This is a genomic window from Streptococcus zalophi, assembly GCF_016481285.1.
GTDB lineage: Bacteria > Bacillota > Bacilli > Lactobacillales > Streptococcaceae > Streptococcus > Streptococcus zalophi.
In genome coordinates this window covers 241,642-259,882 of the sequence record NZ_JAENBP010000002.1, presented here as the reverse complement: position 1 = coordinate 259,882, position 18,241 = coordinate 241,642, and the positions used below count along the sequence as shown (strand labels likewise).

The 18,241-nt window shown below is 34.4% G+C and carries 19 protein-coding genes, 2 tRNA genes and 1 other annotated feature; of the genes, 19 read left to right on the top strand and 2 right to left on the bottom strand.

Translation table 11 applies throughout. The features are described from left to right. The 10 genes from JHK64_RS02800 to JHK64_RS02755 all read left to right on the top strand — a co-directional run. Positions 1–314: LPXTG cell wall anchor domain-containing protein (locus JHK64_RS02800; RefSeq protein ID WP_199567482.1), on the top strand; the 314-nt coding region annotated here is incomplete at its 5' end. A gap of 471 nt (positions 315–785) precedes the next feature. Beyond that, positions 786–912 (top strand) — a sequence feature (ribosomal protein L10 leader region). A 29-nt stretch (positions 913–941) separates the two neighbouring features. Continuing rightward, positions 942–1,442, top strand: coding sequence for a 50S ribosomal protein L10 (gene rplJ / locus JHK64_RS02795; RefSeq protein ID WP_199567481.1), 501 nt, complete (start codon positions 942–944; stop codon positions 1,440–1,442). A 69-nt stretch (positions 1,443–1,511) separates the two neighbouring features. Continuing rightward, positions 1,512–1,880 (top strand): 50S ribosomal protein L7/L12, encoded by a 369-nt coding sequence (rplL, locus tag JHK64_RS02790; RefSeq protein WP_199567480.1) that lies wholly within the window; start codon positions 1,512–1,514, stop codon positions 1,878–1,880. A gap of 166 nt (positions 1,881–2,046) precedes the next feature. Beyond that, positions 2,047–2,307 (top strand): autorepressor SdpR family transcription factor, encoded by a 261-nt coding sequence (locus JHK64_RS02785; RefSeq protein ID WP_199567479.1) that lies wholly within the window; start codon positions 2,047–2,049, stop codon positions 2,305–2,307. A 9-nt stretch (positions 2,308–2,316) separates the two neighbouring features. Next, positions 2,317–2,955, top strand: coding sequence for an SdpI family protein (locus JHK64_RS02780; RefSeq protein ID WP_199567478.1), 639 nt, complete (start codon positions 2,317–2,319; stop codon positions 2,953–2,955). Positions 2,956–3,211: 256 nt separating this feature from the next. Then, the gene (locus tag JHK64_RS02775) at positions 3,212–3,865 is read left to right on the top strand and encodes an NADPH-dependent F420 reductase (protein WP_343044079.1); all 654 of its coding nucleotides are present in this window, start codon (positions 3,212–3,214) and stop codon (positions 3,863–3,865) included. A 186-nt stretch (positions 3,866–4,051) separates the two neighbouring features. Further along, the gene (locus JHK64_RS02770) at positions 4,052–4,753 is read left to right on the top strand and encodes an N-acetylmannosamine-6-phosphate 2-epimerase (RefSeq protein ID WP_199567476.1); all 702 of its coding nucleotides are present in this window, start codon (positions 4,052–4,054) and stop codon (positions 4,751–4,753) included. A gap of 278 nt (positions 4,754–5,031) precedes the next feature. Continuing rightward, positions 5,032–5,853, top strand: a complete 822-nt coding sequence (locus JHK64_RS02765) for a lipoate--protein ligase family protein (RefSeq protein WP_343044078.1) — start codon at positions 5,032–5,034, stop codon at positions 5,851–5,853. A gap of 140 nt (positions 5,854–5,993) precedes the next feature. Further along, positions 5,994–6,326 carry a glycine cleavage system H family protein gene (locus JHK64_RS02760; RefSeq protein ID WP_199567474.1) on the top strand — a complete coding sequence of 111 codons (333 nt, stop codon included), beginning with the start codon at positions 5,994–5,996 and terminating at the stop codon, positions 6,324–6,326. A 474-nt stretch (positions 6,327–6,800) separates the two neighbouring features. Continuing rightward, positions 6,801–7,193 carry a pyridoxamine 5'-phosphate oxidase family protein gene (locus tag JHK64_RS02755; protein WP_199567473.1) on the top strand — a complete coding sequence of 131 codons (393 nt, stop codon included), beginning with the start codon at positions 6,801–6,803 and terminating at the stop codon, positions 7,191–7,193. Between the two features lie 33 nt (positions 7,194–7,226). Here the strand turns inward: JHK64_RS02755 and JHK64_RS02750 are convergent, their stop codons facing one another. Further along, positions 7,227–8,162 carry a polysaccharide deacetylase family protein gene (locus tag JHK64_RS02750; protein WP_199567472.1) on the bottom strand — a complete coding sequence of 312 codons (936 nt, stop codon included), beginning with the start codon at positions 8,160–8,162 and terminating at the stop codon, positions 7,227–7,229. A gap of 116 nt (positions 8,163–8,278) precedes the next feature. Between JHK64_RS02750 and JHK64_RS02745 the strand changes: the two genes are divergently transcribed. From JHK64_RS02745 to JHK64_RS02730, 4 genes are read left to right on the top strand one after another with little or no spacing between them, the layout of a single operon-like run. Beyond that, on the top strand, positions 8,279–9,559 hold the full coding sequence (locus tag JHK64_RS02745) for a homoserine dehydrogenase (protein WP_199567471.1): 1,281 nt from the start codon (positions 8,279–8,281) through the stop codon (positions 9,557–9,559). Position 9,560: 1 nt separating this feature from the next. Next, on the top strand, positions 9,561–10,421 hold the full coding sequence (gene thrB, locus JHK64_RS02740) for a homoserine kinase (protein ID WP_199567470.1): 861 nt from the start codon (positions 9,561–9,563) through the stop codon (positions 10,419–10,421). Positions 10,422–10,436: 15 nt separating this feature from the next. Then, on the top strand, positions 10,437–11,090 hold the full coding sequence (locus JHK64_RS02735) for a uracil-DNA glycosylase (protein ID WP_199567469.1): 654 nt from the start codon (positions 10,437–10,439) through the stop codon (positions 11,088–11,090). 13 nt (positions 11,091–11,103) lie between these two features. Next, complete coding sequence (locus tag JHK64_RS02730; protein ID WP_199567468.1) at positions 11,104–12,381, top strand: dihydroorotase; 1,278 nt, start codon at positions 11,104–11,106, stop codon at positions 12,379–12,381. A gap of 44 nt (positions 12,382–12,425) precedes the next feature. Here the strand turns inward: JHK64_RS02730 and plsY are convergent, their stop codons facing one another. Further along, entirely contained in the window at positions 12,426–13,070 is a 645-nt protein-coding gene (plsY, locus tag JHK64_RS02725) for a glycerol-3-phosphate 1-O-acyltransferase PlsY (protein WP_199567467.1), read from the bottom strand. Between the two features lie 153 nt (positions 13,071–13,223). On the opposite strand from plsY, the gene parE reads away from it, so the two are divergent. From parE to JHK64_RS02700, 5 genes are all read left to right on the top strand, one after another. After that, on the top strand, positions 13,224–15,173 hold the full coding sequence (gene parE, locus JHK64_RS02720) for a DNA topoisomerase IV subunit B (RefSeq protein WP_199567466.1): 1,950 nt from the start codon (positions 13,224–13,226) through the stop codon (positions 15,171–15,173). 15 nt (positions 15,174–15,188) lie between these two features. Next, positions 15,189–17,648, top strand: coding sequence for a DNA topoisomerase IV subunit A (gene parC, locus JHK64_RS02715; protein WP_199567465.1), 2,460 nt, complete (start codon positions 15,189–15,191; stop codon positions 17,646–17,648). Positions 17,649–17,715: 67 nt separating this feature from the next. After that, entirely contained in the window at positions 17,716–17,946 is a 231-nt protein-coding gene (locus JHK64_RS02710; RefSeq protein ID WP_199567464.1) for a DUF2969 domain-containing protein, read from the top strand. A gap of 57 nt (positions 17,947–18,003) precedes the next feature. Next, a tRNA-Tyr gene (locus JHK64_RS02705) sits at positions 18,004–18,084 on the top strand. A gap of 5 nt (positions 18,085–18,089) precedes the next feature. After that, positions 18,090–18,161: transfer RNA gene (locus JHK64_RS02700), tRNA-Gln, on the top strand. The last annotated feature ends 80 nt before the right edge of the window (positions 18,162–18,241 follow it).

Genomic DNA, 18,241 nt, shown 5'->3' with positions numbered 1-18,241 from the left:
TACCAAATAATGCTCCAACGGCAGAAGATAAACCAGTCTTTGAAGGAACCCTTGAAACAGCTGTACCAAACACAGCACCAACTCATGAGTTGCTAGCCTTTGATGGCAAGTTAGCACCAATGAGTAGTGAAGCTGGTCATAAGGCTAAGGGGATGTCTGAGAAGAAAGCTGACCAAGCCTCTTCAACAGCACAAGCTAAAACCTTACCAAATACTGGTGATGCTTCAAACTCAGCAGTAGTAGGAACTATGTTAGCTTTATCGTCACTCGCTTTATACGGCTATGGTAGAAAAAAACGTGAAAATGAATTATAATTAGCAATCTTTCTATAGAAAGAAGCTAAAAAGTAGCACACTAAAACTCTACAATCTAAAGTATGACTTTTATGATTGTAGAGTTTTTAGTATTTTATAAATAGTTTATGAAAAATGTCAGATAAAAAATAAATGATAAATGGAGTGTTTAACACTCCATTTTTTGTTTATTAACTATATAGTCATTTTCAAAAACATCTAATTCGTTTGGTAATGATGAAAAATGATTTGAATTTTTATTGTCAGGTAAGAATTTCATAGTATTTGGTGCTAGTTTATCTTTGCTGTTATCTGAGAAATAGCATCTTATTTTAAATAAAAAATAAGCATTTAAAGTAGATTGAATGGATTAATTTACTTTTCTAATTATCAGGATAATTTAAAAAGTAAAATTTTCTAAAACAGAAAAATGTTTTGTTTATTTTAGGAGAAAAAGATTGACAGACGACATATAAAGTGTTATAATGACAAAGGTTTTAAATAAACTGACCTAAGACAGTAGGGGAGTTCGCTCATAATATTCCTACCGAGGCACAAAACGTTAATAAACGGATTGTACTTTCGTGTCTGGGTTTAGATGCGATTTTTTTGTGTCTAGCCAAAAATAATAACGGAGGTAAAACACTAATGAGTCAAGCAAATATTGCTAAAAAAGCAGAACTTGTTGATTTTTATGCTGAAAAAATGAAAGCAGCTGCAAGTATTGTTATTGTAGATTCACGTGGTCTTACTGTTGAACAAGATACTGTTCTTCGTCGTAACCTACGTGAAAGCGACATCGAATTTAAAGTAGTTAAAAATGCTATTCTTCGTCGTGCTGCTGAAAAAGCTGGTCTTAACAATCTTGAAGATGTCTTTGTTGGACCAACAGCTATTGCATTTTCAAATGAAGATGTAATTGCACCAGCTAAAATTATCAATGATTTCTCACAAACTGCTAAAGCACTTGAAATCAAAGGTGGTGCAATTGAAGGTGAAGTATCTTCTAAAGAAGATATTATCGCACTTGCTAAATTGCCAAACAGAGAAGGTCTTCTTTCTATGCTTCTTTCTGTTCTTCAAGCACCAGTTCGAAATGTTGCTTACGCTGTCAAAGCAGTTGCAGAAAGCAAAGAAGATGCTGCCTAAGCAGTTTAACTGTAGCTTAAATGGCTACCATTACTATTTATTAAAAACATAATTTGGAGGAAAAATACAATGGCATTAAACATTGAAAACATTATTGCTGAAATTAAAGAAGCTTCAATCCTTGAACTTAACGATCTTGTGAAAGCTATCGAAGAAGAATTTGGTGTAACTGCAGCAGCTCCTGTAGCTGTAGCAGCAGCTGGTGGCGGTGCTGAAGAAGCTGCTAAAGATTCATTTGACGTTGAATTAACAGCAGCAGGTGACAAGAAAGTTGGCGTTATCAAGGCTGTTCGTGAAATCACAGGTCTTGGTCTTAAAGAAGCTAAAGGTCTTGTAGATGGCGCTCCTGGCATCATCAAAGAAGGTGTTCCAGCTGCAGAAGCTGAAGAAATGAAAGCTAAACTTGAAGAAGCTGGTGCTTCAGTAACTCTTAAATAATAGAGTCACTTCATTAAATAATAAAATGAATCGTTGTTCTTTAGAACAACGGTTTTTTTCTTTTCTATTTAGAAAAATATCTAAATAGAGTTGACAAAAGACTAGTAAAGATATAAAATATAAGTAGTCTAATTAGAAGGATATCTAAATAGAAAAAGGAGTTGCTATGGGAATTGATCAAACCTTGAAAGCATTAAACGATGAAAAAAGAAGAGAGATTTTAACATTACTGAAAAAGGGTAGAATGAGTGCTACCGACATCCATCAGCATTTTGATGTTTCAGATGCTACCATTTCCCACCATTTATCAGTTTTATTAAAGGCAGATTTAATTTTTTTAGAAAAAGAGAAAAATTACCGTTACTATAGTCTGAATGCTTCAGTTTTTGAAGATGTTTTAAGATTTATTATGTTTTTTAAAAAATAAGGAGACGTTATGAATACTATAAAGAAATGGTTTAAACTTAGTTTATGGTTATATCTTGTACCACTAGCTGTTTCACTCTATTATTATCCTCAATTACCAGGTAAAATTGCCATTCATTATAATGTGGCTGATCAGCCAGATAATTTTACTGATAAATTTATTGCTTTATTTTTTTCTATTGGCTTTATTTTTATGATAGAATTATTTTCTTATTTTGTTCTATCAAAAGATACCAGACAAAACTATCAAAATAAGAAATTAGTTATTTTTCTTCTGCTGTTTATGCCTTTATTGTCTTTAATACTAATTATTATGATGATTTCTTATGCTTTAAATAGTAGTTTTAATGTTCTAGTTTTACTAAGAATTTCTCTTTCTCTTCTCATTATTATTATCGGAAATTATCTACCAAAGACAAAACGTAATAATAGTTTGGGTATCCGTCTGCCTTGGACTTTAGCTAATGATAATAATTGGATAAAAACTCACGACTTTAGTGGTAAAATGTGGGTAATAGGGGGTATATTACTACTAATAATCTCTCTTTTCTCTCTTTCAAATGAGTTGTTTATTGCTTTAACGGTTATTATTTTAATCGCCCCGATAGGTTATTCTTTTGTCTTAAATAAAAGTAATCACAAGTTTTAAATAGTAAGAGATAACAGAAGTTATCTCTTTTGCTATTTTGATACCAAATAAAGGTTTTTATCTTGTATTCAGACATGCTATTTCTAGTTATTTTGAACAATAAACAAAACATTTCTGTTTCGAAACAAATTCTTTGACACTATCTTTTTTTAGCAGTAGAATGAAACCATCGGTACGGAACCACTTAATGACTGATTGTCTCTTAGTTACTCAGTTAGCCACTCAAGCGAGGACGTAGCCTAATAGAAAAAAGGAGATATTTATTATGAAAATCGCAGTTGTTGGTACAGGAAATATTGGTTCACGTTTAATTAAACGTTTTTCTAATCATGGGATTGATACTATTGTCATTGGAAGTGATTATGATAAATCACTTGCCTTGGTAAATGACCTTAAAGAAAATGTTGAAGCCTTTCAAGATGTTAATGAAGCATTAAAAGCAGCAGATGCTGTTGTTATTGCTTTATGGTTCGATGGCCTTAAAGACTTTATCAAAGAACATGAAGCACAATTAGAAGGAAAAATCATCATTGACCCTTCAAATAATATTGCATTTGATGACGAAGGAAATGTAAAAAGTCTTAATCCAGAAAATCTTTCATCAGGTCAACAAATTGCTGAAGTTGTTCCTAATGGAAGTCACTACGTCAAAGCATTTGGAACTCTTCCAGCTGATCAATTGGATGCTACTGAAACGCAAGATGGTAAAAAAGTAACTCTTTACTATGCTACTGATGATGAAAAAGCTGGTGGAAAAGTTGCCGAAATCATTGAAAAAGCTGGCTGGGATGCCGTTTTAGTCGGTGGTGTTAAAGACACAGGTCGTATTGAAGTATTTGGTGATTTACATCCATTTGGTGGTTTAGAAGGGAAATTACTTTCTAAGGATGATGCAAAAGCAAAAATTTAATGTTTTAATAAGTTAGTAAGAGGTGATAGTGTTTTCTATCACTTTTTTTGTTGATATTAAAAAAATTTCAATAAAAATAGTAATCTTGAAAAAAGGATATCCAATTATAGATAAATTGTTATGTTAAAAAAGAAAATGCTATAATAAACAATAGAAATATAATAGACTGAAAAAGGGTGAAATCAATTGTGCAAAACATTAACTAAAGAAAGATTTAAAAATCTTATTAAAGATGGCATTATTGTTTCTTGTCAAGCATTGCCTGGAGAACCACTCTATGTTGAAGATGGTGGCATAATGCCCAGAATGGCACTTGCGGCTAAACAAGCTGGAGCAGTGGCTATAAGAGCCAATTCTATTCGTGATATCAAAGAAATTAAAGAAATGACAAATCTTCCAATTATAGGTATTATTAAAAAAGACTATCCTCCAGAAGAACCCTATATTACAGCGACAATGACTGAAATTGATGCATTAGCTGAAGAAAATGTTGACCTTATTGCTTTTGATGCTACCAACCGCAAACGTCATGATGGCCTAACAATTTCTGAATTTATTAAAAAGATTAAAGAAAAATACCCCAATCAGTTATTAATGGCTGATGTTAGTACCTTTGATGAAGGTCTTAATGCCTATAAAGCTGGAGTTGATTTTGTTGGCACAACCCTATCTGGCTATACTAACTATAGTAGTAAAACAGAAGGTCCAGATTTGAGTTTAATTAAAAAACTATGTCAAGAAGATATTGATGTGATTGCTGAAGGAAAAATCCACAGTATTGAGGATTTAATTGCTGTCAAAAACCTTAATCCTGCAGGTATAGTTATAGGTGGTGCTATTACCCGACCTAAAGAAATCGCTCAACGTTTTATTGATGCCATCAGATAACTAAATAATGATTGGTTCCTAAAATTTTTATATGACCTTCTTACCATGAGATTATTTAGATTAATTGGTAAAAAAAGCTGCTTTGGTTCTTTATCAAGAATTAAGGTAGCTCTTTTTATTATTTTAATGCTACTAATGAGGTAGCTAAAATTGATTAGAGGGCTGATTGGTAAAGGCTTAATGTCACTTTTTGATAAGATTTCATTTAATAGACAAATGCCATAAATTGGACTACAATAGTAGTGTATAATTATTATTGAAAGAGGGGCGATATTGTGATTGAAATAAGAGATTTGACGACTTTGCCCGTTAATATTTTTGAAGAAGCTATTGCTGATAATCAGCATGCCATTGCCCCGTTTGCTTGGACAGAAACGTTTTTAAAACTCATTAATCAAGAACCAGATGCTTTATTACTTCATATTTGGCCTATGGAAAAAACGGTCATTTTAGGGATGCTAGACAAATTACTTCCTAATTTGGAAGATGCCAAAGAAGTGATTGAAAGTTATGGCTATAAACCAGTCGTTAGAAATATAGGTGGCTTAGCAGTTGTTGCTGATGAGGGGATATTAAACTTTTCTTTTATCATTCCAGATACCTTTAGAGAAGCTATTTCTATTACTGACGGTTATTTTGTCATGGTTGATTTTATCAAAATGGTGTTTTCTGACCTTCACAAAAGAATTGATTATTTTGAGATTGAACAATCTTATTGTCCGGGGACTTATGATCTTAGCATTGATGGCAAAAAATTTGCTGGTATTGCTCAAAGACGCATAAAAAAAGGGATTGTTGTTTCTATTTATCTAAGCGTCTCTGGTAATCAAGAACAAAGAGGGCAGATGATTGCTGACTTCTATCAAAAAGGATTGGCACATCAAACAACTAAGGTAACTTATCCAAATGTTGATCCCTCATCTATGGCAAATCTTTCTGATTTGTTTGATGTTTCTTTTACAGTTGATGAAGTTATCGAGAGATTAAAATTGACGTTAAGGCAAATTGGTTTTTCCATTAAAGATTGGCAACCTGATGAGAAACAAAGAGAGCAATTTCATCTTCATTATGAGAAATTAACGAAAAACAATCAAAACTAAATTATCTTAAATATAATAATTATATTGTGGCTTCCATAAATCATAGAATAGATAATATTTAACCAAGAATGTTTTTTTCTAAAAAATTGTAGCATTTTTGATAAGAAAATTTTATAATATAACACATGAAGGAGTAGAGAATGAAAAAAATAGCGAATAATCTTTTTATTGAAAAAGAGAATAATCTTTATACTATTAGAATGACACCTCAATTACAAGATGATATTGGAACAATTGGCTTTATTGATTTTACTGAAGATGACAGTTTAGAAATTGATGATATCATTTTAAATTTGGAAGCCTCAAAAACTGTTATGGGTATTTCTTCACCACTTGCAGGAAAAATCGTTGATCGAAATGAAGCTGCAATAGCAACTCCAGAATTGTTAAATTCTGAAAGAGATGAAGACAATTGGTTAGTTAGATTAACAGGAGTTGATGAAGAAATGTATAATGCTTTAGAGAGTGTTTAAAATAAGGTATTTAGGATTTATTAATTGGTTATAATTTAAAACTAAAATTGCATTTTTTAAAAAATTATTTTCAAAAACAGCAAGTGAATGGCTTGCTGTTTTTATATTTATTAGTATTTTTATAAAATAACGTTCAATTTATGGTTTAATACCTTGAAAAATTCTACTTAATTTGATAATATACTTTTAAAGATACCAATCTTATTCTTTTATAAGATGCGTGAAATCAGGCTAAAAAAGTAAGATATTACTTTACAAAACAGTAGATGTTATCATCTAAAATAAAATGAAGATAAAGAGTTTTCCTCACCTAAAAATGAATAGAGGAAATGGCTTTTTGTGTTCACAAAAATAGGCGTCCTTGTGATGGATGAAAGGAAGTGGCAATTGTAGCAATTTTTGTCTAACATTTGATAATGTCATAGTAATAGGGTATAAACCCATAATAGTATAAAGAAGAAAAAGGAGAAAAAAATGAACATAACAGAAGAAATGAAAGAAATTATTAACGTACAACTAGCAATGGTTGCAACAGTAGATGCTGAAGGCAATCCAGATATTGGTCCAAAACGTTCAATGCGTTTATATGATGATAAAACATTAATCTATAATGAAAATACTGGTGGTCAAACTCAGGAAAACATTAAAAATAATGGTAAGATAGCCGTTGCTTTTGTTGACCGTGAAAGACTTATGGGTTATCGTTTTGTTGGTAAGGCTGAAATCCAAGACTCTGGTGAATTATATGAAGCCGCTAAAGAGTGGGCGAAAGGTCGCATGGGTGAGCCTAAAGCAGTGGGTGTGATTCATATTGAGCGTATTTTCAATTTACATTCAGGTGATAAGGCTGGAACAGAAGTTAAATAGCATTTAAAAAAGGAATCCTAGGATTCCTTTTTTTTATGGGTTAATTGTTGCCATTAAAATATCAGCTGATGTTGATGGCAAAATTCTAACACGGTTAAGTGTTAAAAGACCGTTACTAGCACTTGCCAAACCTTCATTTGTAGTTAGTCCTAGTTGGTAAGATTCTTTTGCTAATTCTATGGTTATATCGCTATATCGACCAGCAGGATAAGCAATGGTCATTGTTTCTTGATGGAGTTGTTCATCTAAGAATTTTTTACTTTCTGTCATTTGATAAGATTGTGTGGCTTGGTCACTCATTTCTAAATCAGGATGAGTAACCGTGTGTCCCTCAAATGACATACCTTCTTTTTTCATCTCAAGCATTTGTTCCACTGACAGGTTAGACACACGACCTTCCTCTGTAAAACCAGTGATGACATTATTAGTTGCTTTGGCATTGTATTTTTTTAAAATAGGATAAGCGATGTTATAAAAATCAACCATGCTATCATCAAAAGTTAGCCAGATAACCTTCTCACTTGGTAATTCATTATCACTAAGAGCACGATAAGCTTCCTCAGGTGTTAAAAAGTAATACCCCTCACCAACTAAGCGTTTAATATGACTTTCAAAAACTTCTGGATCGACAATCAAATTGGCACTAGCTGCTTCAGATGGATCCATCACATGAACGGCATGATACATCAAAATTGGAAAAGTGACAGGTGTTTCTTGTTTTTTCCAAGTTGGTTCTTCATTGTTTTTTTCTGTATTTGATTGACGCGTTGTTGTCTCTTTGTTTTGTGAAGTATTTTCTTTAGAAACAAGTTGTGTCTCTTCTTGTTTTTGAAAAGCTTTCTCATCTTTTCGACTTTGTTGAAATAAAAAGAAGAGACCAGCTAGAAGGCTTACTGTCAGCATTAGTAAGACAATAGGTAAAAATGGTTTTTTTCTTTTAATTCTTTTTCTAGCACGTCTTGATTGCATTTTATTCTCCTTAAAACATTATTATTAGAATTATAACATAAAAATAAGAAGGATTTACAATGAATTCTAATGGTTTTTTTGATATAATAAGACAAATCATTTGCTAGGAGAAAAATATGACATTAAAGATTGCTTTACTAGGTTTTGGAACAGTGGCTAGTGGTGTTCCAATTATTCTTGAACAAAATAGTGAAAAAATAAGCCAATTAGTGCAAAAACCAATTACTATCTCCAAAATATTAGTGAGAGACGCCTCTGAAAAAAAACGCTTAAAAGAGCAAGGATATGATTATCATTTTGTTACTGATATTGATGAGATTTTATCTGATGATGATATTTCAGTTGTGGTTGAGTTGATGGGACGAATTGAACCAGCTAAAACTTTTATAACAAAAGCGCTAGAAAGCAAAAAACATGTTGTTTCTGCTAATAAAGACTTAATAGCTCTACACGGCAAGGAATTGTTAGATGTTGCTCGTCAAAACAACGTTTCCTTCTATTATGAAGCAGCAGTTGCAGGTGGTATTCCCATTCTAAGAACACTTGCCACATCCTTAGTTGCTGATAAAATAACCAAATTGTTGGGTGTTTTAAATGGGACTTCTAATTTCATGCTTACCAAGATGGTTGAAGAAGGCTGGACTTATGATAAAGCCTTACAAACAGCACAAGAGTTGGGGTATGCAGAAAGTGATCCAACTAACGATGTTGAAGGTATTGATGCTGCTTATAAACTAGTTATCCTCTCTCAATTTGCTTTTGGGATGACTATTGATTATAAAGATGTCACACACCAAGGCATTACAACGATTACACCAGAAGATGTTAACTTTGCCCAAAATCATGGCTATGTGATTAAATTGGTCGGTTCTATCGAAGAAACAAAAAGCGGTTTAGCTGTTGAAGTGTCTCCATCATTATTACCAGAAAAACATCCTCTAGCAAGAGTTAATGATGTGATGAATGCTGTTTATCTTAACTCAATTGGTATTGGTGAGTCAATGTATTATGGACCTGGTGCGGGACAAAAACCAACAGCCACTTCGGTTGTGGCGGATTTAATGACACTCAGTAATGAAGTAGCATCAAATGACCAAGCTAAATTATTCAATAACTTTAATAGACCTTCAAAAATAGCCGACTTAGAAGATAATCAATCAGCTTACTATTTCTCAATTGCTTTATCAAATGGCAGTAAAGCTGAATTAACTGAGTTTCTTAAAAATGAAGGCATAACACCTAAAGCATTTGTTCTTGAAAAATCATCTAGTGGCAAAAACCTTGCAATGATTAAAACAAATGTGATAACCAAAAATCAATTGGAACAAATTGAACAAAAACTCCAAACGTCAACTGCATTTCAACTGCGTAATGCTTTTAGAATTATAGGAGATTGATATGAAAATTATTGTTCCTGCAACTAGCGCCAATTTAGGACCTGGCTTTGATTCGATTGGTCTTGCTGTCACTAAATATCTTAAAATTACAGTTATTGAACCGTCTGAAAATTGGGAAGTGTTACATGATTTGATTGATATTCCAACTGATGAGACCAACTTACTCATCCAAATTTCACTAAAAGTCAATGAGAAACTAAAACCTCACCGTATTAAAATGGTGAGTGATATTCCACTGGCTAGAGGTCTTGGTTCTTCTAGTTCTGTGATTGTTGCTGGAATCGAGTTGGCCAACCAACTGGGTGCCATGTCACTTTCTTCAGAAGAAAAATTAAGACTAGCCACTCTTTTTGAAGGTCATCCTGATAATGTTGCTCCTGCCATTTTTGGGAATCTTGTTGTTGCCAGTGCCAACGATTATTTTTCGGGACACACTGTATCGTCTTTTCCACCTTGTCGTTTACTGGCTTTTATTCCCAATTATGAGCTAAAGACAAGTGATAGTCGAAATAGTCTTCCTGAAACATTCAAGTACTCTCAAGCAGTAGCAGCCAGCGCGATTGCAAATGTTGCTGTATCTGCTCTTATGAAAGGAGATTTAGTCACAGCAGGAAAAGCTATGTCGTCTGACCTTTTTCATGAGCCTTATCGCCAAAAACTTGTACCAGAATTTGAAAAGATAAAAGAAGTTGCTAAACACTATAGTGCATACACTACCTACCTTTCTGGTGCTGGTCCAACAATTATGACAATTCTTGATGACAAAAATGCAAAAAGAATGAAACAAGCTGTTGATGATTTAGGGTTAAACGGTGAGGCCGTCATACTTGATGTTGATACAAAAGGATTACAGGTTATTTAAATTTAGGAGGTAATAATGGAACATTCTGATTGGCATGATCTCATAAAAAAAGAATTACCAGACGGCTACTATAGTAAAATCAATCATTTTTTAAATGATGTCTATAGTAAGGGAGTCGTGTATCCACCACGCGAAAAAGTTTTTAAATCTATTCAAGAAACCAGCTTAAAAGATGTTAAAGTGATTATTTTAGGACAAGATCCCTATCATGGGCCTAAACAGGCACAAGGTCTTTCCTTTTCAGTGCCTGATGAAATTATTGCGCCACCATCTTTACAAAACATTTTAAAAGAATTAAAAGAAGATATAGGAGAACGTCCCACTCATGACTTATCCAGTTGGGCTAAGCAAGGCGTTCTCTTATTAAATGCTTCTTTGACTGTTCCTGAACATAACCCTAACGCACATGCTAATGGCATTTGGGAACCCTTTACTGATGCTATTATTAAACTAGTCAATCAAAAGGAAACGCCAGTCGTTTTTCTTTTGTGGGGTGGTTTTGCTCGTAAGAAGAAGTCTCTTATCACTAATCCTATTCACCTGATTATTGAAAGTGCCCATCCAAGCCCTTTATCAGCTTACCGTGGCTTTTTTGGTAGTCGACCATTTTCAAAAACTAATGCTTTTTTGAAGGCACATCACTTACCAATGATAGATTGGTTAAACTAAAGGAGGTATTATCATGTTATTAATCAAAGGTGGTCGTGTGATTGATCCCAAAACACAATTTGATGCTATTTGTGATATTTTAGTCGATGGAAGAAAAATCATTAAAATAGCCGAAAATATTGTATCGGCTGATGCAAAAATAATTGATGCCAATGGTTTCATTGTTGCACCTGGTCTAATTGATATTCATGTCCATTTTCGTGAACCAGGTCAGACGCATAAAGAAGACATCCATACAGGAGCCTTAGCTGCTGCTGCAGGAGGTTTTACTACGGTTGTTATGATGGCAAATACCACACCCACCATTTCTGATGTGACCACATTAAAAGAAGTGCTAACCTCAGCACAAAAAGAAGCAATTACCATAAAATCAGTAGCTACCATCACTAAAAATTTTGATGGTAAGCAGTTAACGCCATTTAAGGAACTGTTAGAAGCAGGAGCTATTGGTTTTTCTGATGATGGTATTCCTCTTACGGATGCTGGTGTTCTTAAGGAAGCACTTCTAAAAGCAAAAGAACATAATACCTTTATTTGTCTCCATGAAGAAGACCCTGCTTTAAATGGCATTCTTGGCTTTAATGAATCGATTGCTGATCGTCATTTTGGTTTTTGCGGTGCAACTGGTGTTGCTGAATATAGTATGATTGCCCGTGATGTGATGATTGCTTATGATACAAAAGCTCATCTTCATATTCAACATCTTTCAAAAGCAGAAAGTGTTAAAGTGGTAGCCTTTGCACAATCTCTTGGAGCAAAAGTAACAGCAGAAGCATCTCCGCAACATTTTTCAGGAACTGAAAACTTATTGTTAGAAAAAGGTAGTGCCGCCAAAATGAACCCACCTCTACGTTTAGAATCCGATCGCTTAGCTGTGATTGAGGGCTTACAAAACAACACTATCTCAGTGATTGCAACCGATCACGCCCCACATCACCGTGATGAAAAAAATGTTGATGATATCACAAAAGCACCTTCAGGAATGATTGGACTTGAAACATCATTGTTACTAGGTTTGACTTATCTTGTAAAACCAGGCTATCTTTCCTTGATGACTTTACTTGAAAAAATGACCGTGAATCCTGCTGGCTTATACAACTTTGATGCTGGCTATCTAGCTGAAAATGGTCCAGCTGATATCGTTATTTTTGATGATAAAATCATTAAAACTATTGAACCAGATTTTGTTTCAAAATCAGCTAACTCACCTTTTGTTGGGCAAGACCTAATCGGTGATGTCAAATACACTATTGCTAATGGTAAGATTGTCTATCAGTCATCATCAGTTTAACATATAAAAAAGACCCTAAAATGAAATTAGAGTCTAGATCAACCTTATTTGGTTGGTCTTTTTTGCTTAGTCAGGTTTAAACCAATTGGAAGGGTATTTTCTGTCTTATTTTTAATACGTTTCATATTATCTCTATGTCTAATCAAAACAATCGTTGCCATAGCAAAAATCATTAAGATGAGCAACATATCATACCGTGGTAGTAAAAATTGAAAGACTGGTAAGATGATAACACTCAAACAAGCAATTACAGCAATGGCAATACTTGAAAATGAAATCATACTCGTTAAGAATAAACAGATTAGAAAAACAACTAAAAGATAGGTGAAAAAAGGGAGAGAATAAGCAAGAAGAACACCAGCACTAGTAGCAACAGCTTTACCACCTTTAAATTTTGCATAAATTGGAAAGGTATGACCAACTATGGCAAAAAAACCAATAAACAAAGCAGACACACCAGTCACTCCAAACCAAATAGGAAGAAGAGTTGAAAGCGTCCCTTTTAGTAAATCTACTAATAAGGTGACAACACCTGCTTTAACGCCTAAGATCCTAAAGGTATTAGTGGTTCCAGTATTACCACTACCAAGAAGGCGAATGTTTTTATGGTAGATAAATTGTCCAATCCATAGACCTGTTTGAATTGAGCCAAGAAGATAGGCTATCAAAATAAATAATAATGGTTTCATACTGTCATTATATCATAAGTGATTGATAAAAAAATAGTTAAAACAGACTCCAAGTCTCAAATAGTTTATGAAAAAAGCTAAAATTAAAATTTTTTTGCAAAAATGCGAAAAAACTTGTAATATTAAAAGGATGAGAAAAGGTGGAGGTCATAGATGGCTAAAAAGAAAATTAATTTAAGTAATTATAATGATGATGCCATTCAGGTATTAGAAGGGCTTGATGCTGTTCGTAAAAGACCTGGGATGTATATCGGTTCAACTGATGGAACAGGTTTACATCACTTGGTTTGGGAATTAGTTGACAATGCTGTTGATGAGGCACTCTCAGGTTTTGGTGATAAGATTGAAGTCACCATCTATAAAGATGGTTCTTTAAGCGTTTCAGATAGAGGGCGTGGTATGCCTACAGGGATGCATGCCAAAGGGATTCCAACTGTTGAAGTTATTTTTACCGTATTACATGCCGGTGGTAAGTTTGGCCAAGGTGGCTATAAAACATCAGGTGGTTTACATGGTGTTGGGTCATCGGTTGTTAATGCTTTGTCAACATGGTTAGAAGTTGAGATTGTTCGTGATGGGCATATCTATCGTCAACGGTTTGAAAATGGTGGGAAACCTGTCACAACACTTAAAAAAGTAGGAACAGCGCCAAAATCAAAAACGGGAACAACTGTTACTTTTATGCCTGATAGTAGCATTTTTTCAACAACTGATTTCAAGTTTAATACCATTGCTGAACGTCTAAATGAGTCTGCCTTTTTATTAAAAAATGTGACACTCTCTTTAATCGATAAGAGAACTGATGAACAAAAAGATTTTCACTATGAAAATGGTGTCCAAGATTTTGTCTCATACTTAAACGAAGATAAAGATACCCTAACCCCCGTTATTTATTTTGATGGTGAAGAAGACGGTTTTCAAGTAGAAGTTGCCATGCAGTATAATGATGGTTTTTCTGATAATATTCTTTCCTTTGTTAATAACGTCAGAACAAAAGATGGTGGTACTCACGAGACTGGTTTAAAATCAGCTATCACTAAAGCTTTGAATGATTACGCCAGAAAAACGACTCTTTTAAAAGAAAAAGAAAAAAACCTTGATGGTTCAGACTATCGTGAAGGCCTCTCTGCTGTCTTGTCCATTTTAGTGCCAGAAGAACATCTTCAGTTTGAAGGGCAAACCAAGGACAAATTAGGTAGTCCACTTGCTCGTCCTTTTGTTGATGGTGTTGTTTCTGAAAAGTTAAGTTATTTCCTCATGGAAAATGGTGAAATAGCTTCAAGCTTAGTCAGAAAAGCTATTAAGGCTAGAGCTGCTCGTGAAGCAGCCAGAAAGGCGCGTGATGAATCACGAAACGGCAAGAAAAATAAAAAGGATAAAGGTCTTTTATCAGGTAAATTGACACCGGCTCAATCAAAAAATCCTAAGAAAAATGAACTTTATCTGGTTGAGGGAGACTCTGCGGGGGGTTCAGCGAAACAAGGACGTGACCGTAAATTCCAAGCCATTCTTCCTCTAAGAGGAAAGGTCATCAACACTGCCAAAGCAAAAATGGCTGATATTCTGAAAAATGAAGAAATTAACACCATGATTTATACTATCGGTGCTGGTGTTGGTGCAGACTTTAATTTAGAAGATATCAACTATGATAAAATCATCATCATGACCGATGCCGATACAGATGGTGCTCACATCCAAACCCTTCTTCTAACCTTTTTCTATCGTTATATGCGACCACTTATAGAAGCAGGTCACGTCTATATTGCCTTACCGCCTCTTTATAAAATGTCTAAAGGAAAAGGTAAAAATGAAAAAATTGATTATGCTTGGACTGATGGTGAATTAGAAGAATTACGCCAAGAATATGGTAAAAATGCAACACTTCAACGCTACAAAGGACTGGGTGAAATGAATGCTACACAACTTTGGGAAACAACCATGGATCCAGAAACAAGAACCTTGATTCGTGTGACGATTGATGATTTGGCTCGAGCAGAAAGGCGCGTGTCTGTCTTAATGGGAGACAAGGTTGAACCACGTCGTCAGTGGATTGAAGATAATGTCAAATTTACACTTGAAGAAACAAACAACATACTGTTATAGAGAAAGGAGGCAATCATGTCTAATGTTCAAAACATGTCTTTAGAAGACATCATGGGTGAGCGTTTTGGTCGCTATTCGAAATATATCATCCAAGAGCGTGCTCTTCCAGATATTCGTGATGGCTTAAAGCCCGTTCAACGTCGTATTTTATATTCGATGAATAAAGATGGCAATACATTTGATAAGAGTTATCGTAAGTCAGCGAAATCAGTCGGAAATATTATGGGGAATTTTCACCCCCATGGTGACTCCTCTATCTATGATGCCATGGTAAGAATGAGTCAAGACTGGAAGAATCGAGAAATTCTGGTTGAAATGCATGGTAACAATGGTTCCATGGACGGTGATCCACCGGCAGCCATGCGTTACACAGAAGCGCGTTTATCAGAAATGGCTTCCTATCTTTTAACGGATATTGAAAAACAGACAGTTCCTTTTGCCTGGAACTTTGATGATACAGAAAAAGAACCAACCGTTTTACCGTCAGCTTTTCCTAATTTATTGGTGAATGGTTCTTCTGGTATCTCAGCAGGTTATGCCACAGATATCCCACCTCATAATCTTTCAGAGGTGATTGATGCGGTCGTTTATATGATTGACCACCCAACAGCAACACTTGAAAAACTAATGACCTTCTTACCTGGACCAGATTTTCCAACAGGAGCTATTATTCAAGGTGCTGATGAGATTAAAAAAGCCTATGAGACTGGTAAAGGAAGAATTGTTGTTCGTAGCTTAACCAGCATAGAAACGCTAAAAGGCGGTAAAAAACAGATTATTGTTAAGGAAATCCCTTATGAAATCAATAAAGCCACTCTTGTTAAAAAAATTGATGATGTCAGAGTCAATAATAGGGTGCCTGGAATTGCTGAAGTCCGTGATGAGTCTGATAGAACGGGTTTACGTATTGCGATTGAACTGAAAAAAGAAGCAGACGAAGAAACAGTCTTAAATTATCTCTTTAAATACACCGACTTACAAATTAATTATAATTTTAATATGGTGGCAATTGATAACTTTACGCCTCGTCAAGTTGGCTTGAAAAAAATCTTAAAGAGTTATGTCAATCATCGCCAAGAAGTAATCTTAGCACGTTCTCAATTTGATAAAAACAAGGCTGAAAAACGCCTTCATATTGTTGAAGGTTTAATCAGAGTTATCTCTATTTTAGATGAAATCATTGCTTTGATTAGATCAAGTGATAACAAGTCTGATGCTAAAGAAAACTTGAAAATAAGCTATAACTTTTCAGAAGAACAAGCTGAAGCGATTGTGACCTTGCAACTTTATCGTTTGACCAATACCGATATCATCACACTTGAAGAAGAAGAAGCTAGTTTACGCGAGAAAATTGCAACTCTTTCAGCCATTATTGGTGATGAAAAAACATTGTTTAATGTGATGAAAAAAGAATTGCGAGAAGTGAAAAAGAAATTTGCTAATCCTCGTCGCAGTGAACTTCAAGCTAAAACACAAAGTATTGAAATTGATACAGCTAGTCTAATTGTCGAAGAAGACACCTATGTTAGTGTTACAAAAGCAGGCTATCTTAAACGGACTAGCCCCCGATCTTTTTCTGCATCTGATGTTGAAGAAGTTGGGAAACGTGAGGATGACGAATTGATTTTCCTCGAACAGGCTAAGACGACACAACATTTGCTACTATTTACCAATTTTGGTAATGTTATTTATCGTCCTATTTATGACTTGTCTGATATCAAGTGGAAAGACGTTGGAGAACATCTTAGCCAGTCTATTACAACCTTTTCAACAGATGAAAGCATCATCTATGCTGAAATCATTGATGATTTTGAGAAACAAGCCATGACTTATTTCTCAGTGACTAAAAAAGGACAAATTAAGCGTTTTGAACGTCAAGAATTGACTCCTTGGCGTACTTATAAAACTAAGGCAATTAAATACGCCAAACTAAAAGGCGATGATGACGAAATCATTTCTATCTCACCAATTGTGTTAGAAGACCTTATGTTAGTTACAAATAAAGGTTATGCTCTTAGATTTGGTGTTGATGAGGTTCCAGTTGTAGGTAATAAAGCAGCTGGTGTTAAGGCGATTAATCTTAAAAAAAATGATTTTGTGGTGGGTGCTTTTAAAGTCACTAGTGAGAATATGTTTATTTTAACGCAACGTGGAAGCCTAAAGAAAATGGCAGTTAATCTTATTCCAAAAACAAGTAGAGCCAATCGTGGTCTTCAAGTCATTCGTGAACTAAAAGCTAAGCCACATCGTGTTTTTGCTTCGGGAATTATCACTGCAAAAGACGACTTAATTGATTTATTTTCAACTGAAACCTCAGAAGAAAAAGAATTATTAGAAGTGATATCACAAACACAAGAAAAATATAGTGTTAATTTAGCCACTCTACCTCAGTCTGAAAGAACTAGCAATGGTAGTTTTATTTCGGATACTATTTCTGAGCAGGAAGTATTGAGTGTCAGATTAGTGAGAAAATAAAAAGTAGCCGAGTTTGCTCTTGCAAGCTCCTGCTTTTTTGTGTAAAATCTATAGCAAGAGGTGAACTATGAGTAAAAAAGATAAAAAAATTACAGTTGAAATTGTAGAAGGCAAAGTAAATCTATCAAACAGTGAAGTAAATGGTTTTCAGTTAAAAATTGGACGAAAAGTGATTGGGAGTATAGTTGAGATGGATGAAAAGTTTGCTGTTGTTCAAAACAATGATGTATTAAGTTTTCATAAATCAATGGATTTAGCAGTGAGCAACATCATAGAAAAATATAATTTAAATCACTAAAAATCCCTAAAAAGTCTTGATTACAATAAGAATTTATGTTAAAATTGTTCTTGTTGTGGAAAGATAGCGAAGAGGCTAAACGCGGCGGACTGTAAATCCGCTCCTTCGGGTTCGGGGGTTCGAATCCCTCTCTTTCCATTTCATGGGGTATAGCCAAGCGGTAAGGCAAGGGACTTTGACTCCCTCATGCGTTGGTTCGAATCCAGCTACCCCAGTCATGGTATTAGGTTTCACCTAAGACCGTCAAAGATAAATTTTGTTGTCATTTGCGGGTTACCTTGAGAAAATATATTGT

What these genes read in the sequence shown, in the direction of transcription:
- rplJ (WP_199567481.1), top strand. Translation starts at nt 942, where the DNA reads ATGAGTCAAGCAAATATTGCTAAAAAAGCAGAACTTGTTGATTTTTAT.
- rplL (WP_199567480.1), top strand. Translation starts at nt 1,512, where the DNA reads ATGGCATTAAACATTGAAAACATTATTGCTGAAATTAAAGAAGCTTCA.
- JHK64_RS02785 (WP_199567479.1), top strand. Translation starts at nt 2,047, where the DNA reads ATGGGAATTGATCAAACCTTGAAAGCATTAAACGATGAAAAAAGAAGA.
- JHK64_RS02780 (WP_199567478.1), top strand. Translation starts at nt 2,317, where the DNA reads ATGAATACTATAAAGAAATGGTTTAAACTTAGTTTATGGTTATATCTT.
- JHK64_RS02760 (WP_199567474.1), top strand. Translation starts at nt 5,994, where the DNA reads ATGAAAAAAATAGCGAATAATCTTTTTATTGAAAAAGAGAATAATCTT.
- JHK64_RS02755 (WP_199567473.1), top strand. Translation starts at nt 6,801, where the DNA reads ATGAACATAACAGAAGAAATGAAAGAAATTATTAACGTACAACTAGCA.
- JHK64_RS02750 (WP_199567472.1), bottom strand. Translation starts at nt 8,162, where the DNA reads ATGCAATCAAGACGTGCTAGAAAAAGAATTAAAAGAAAAAAACCATTT.
- JHK64_RS02745 (WP_199567471.1), top strand. Translation starts at nt 8,279, where the DNA reads ATGACATTAAAGATTGCTTTACTAGGTTTTGGAACAGTGGCTAGTGGT.
- thrB (WP_199567470.1), top strand. Translation starts at nt 9,561, where the DNA reads ATGAAAATTATTGTTCCTGCAACTAGCGCCAATTTAGGACCTGGCTTT.
- JHK64_RS02735 (WP_199567469.1), top strand. Translation starts at nt 10,437, where the DNA reads ATGGAACATTCTGATTGGCATGATCTCATAAAAAAAGAATTACCAGAC.
- JHK64_RS02730 (WP_199567468.1), top strand. Translation starts at nt 11,104, where the DNA reads ATGTTATTAATCAAAGGTGGTCGTGTGATTGATCCCAAAACACAATTT.
- plsY (WP_199567467.1), bottom strand. Translation starts at nt 13,070, where the DNA reads ATGAAACCATTATTATTTATTTTGATAGCCTATCTTCTTGGCTCAATT.
- parE (WP_199567466.1), top strand. Translation starts at nt 13,224, where the DNA reads ATGGCTAAAAAGAAAATTAATTTAAGTAATTATAATGATGATGCCATT.
- parC (WP_199567465.1), top strand. Translation starts at nt 15,189, where the DNA reads ATGTCTAATGTTCAAAACATGTCTTTAGAAGACATCATGGGTGAGCGT.
- JHK64_RS02710 (WP_199567464.1), top strand. Translation starts at nt 17,716, where the DNA reads ATGAGTAAAAAAGATAAAAAAATTACAGTTGAAATTGTAGAAGGCAAA.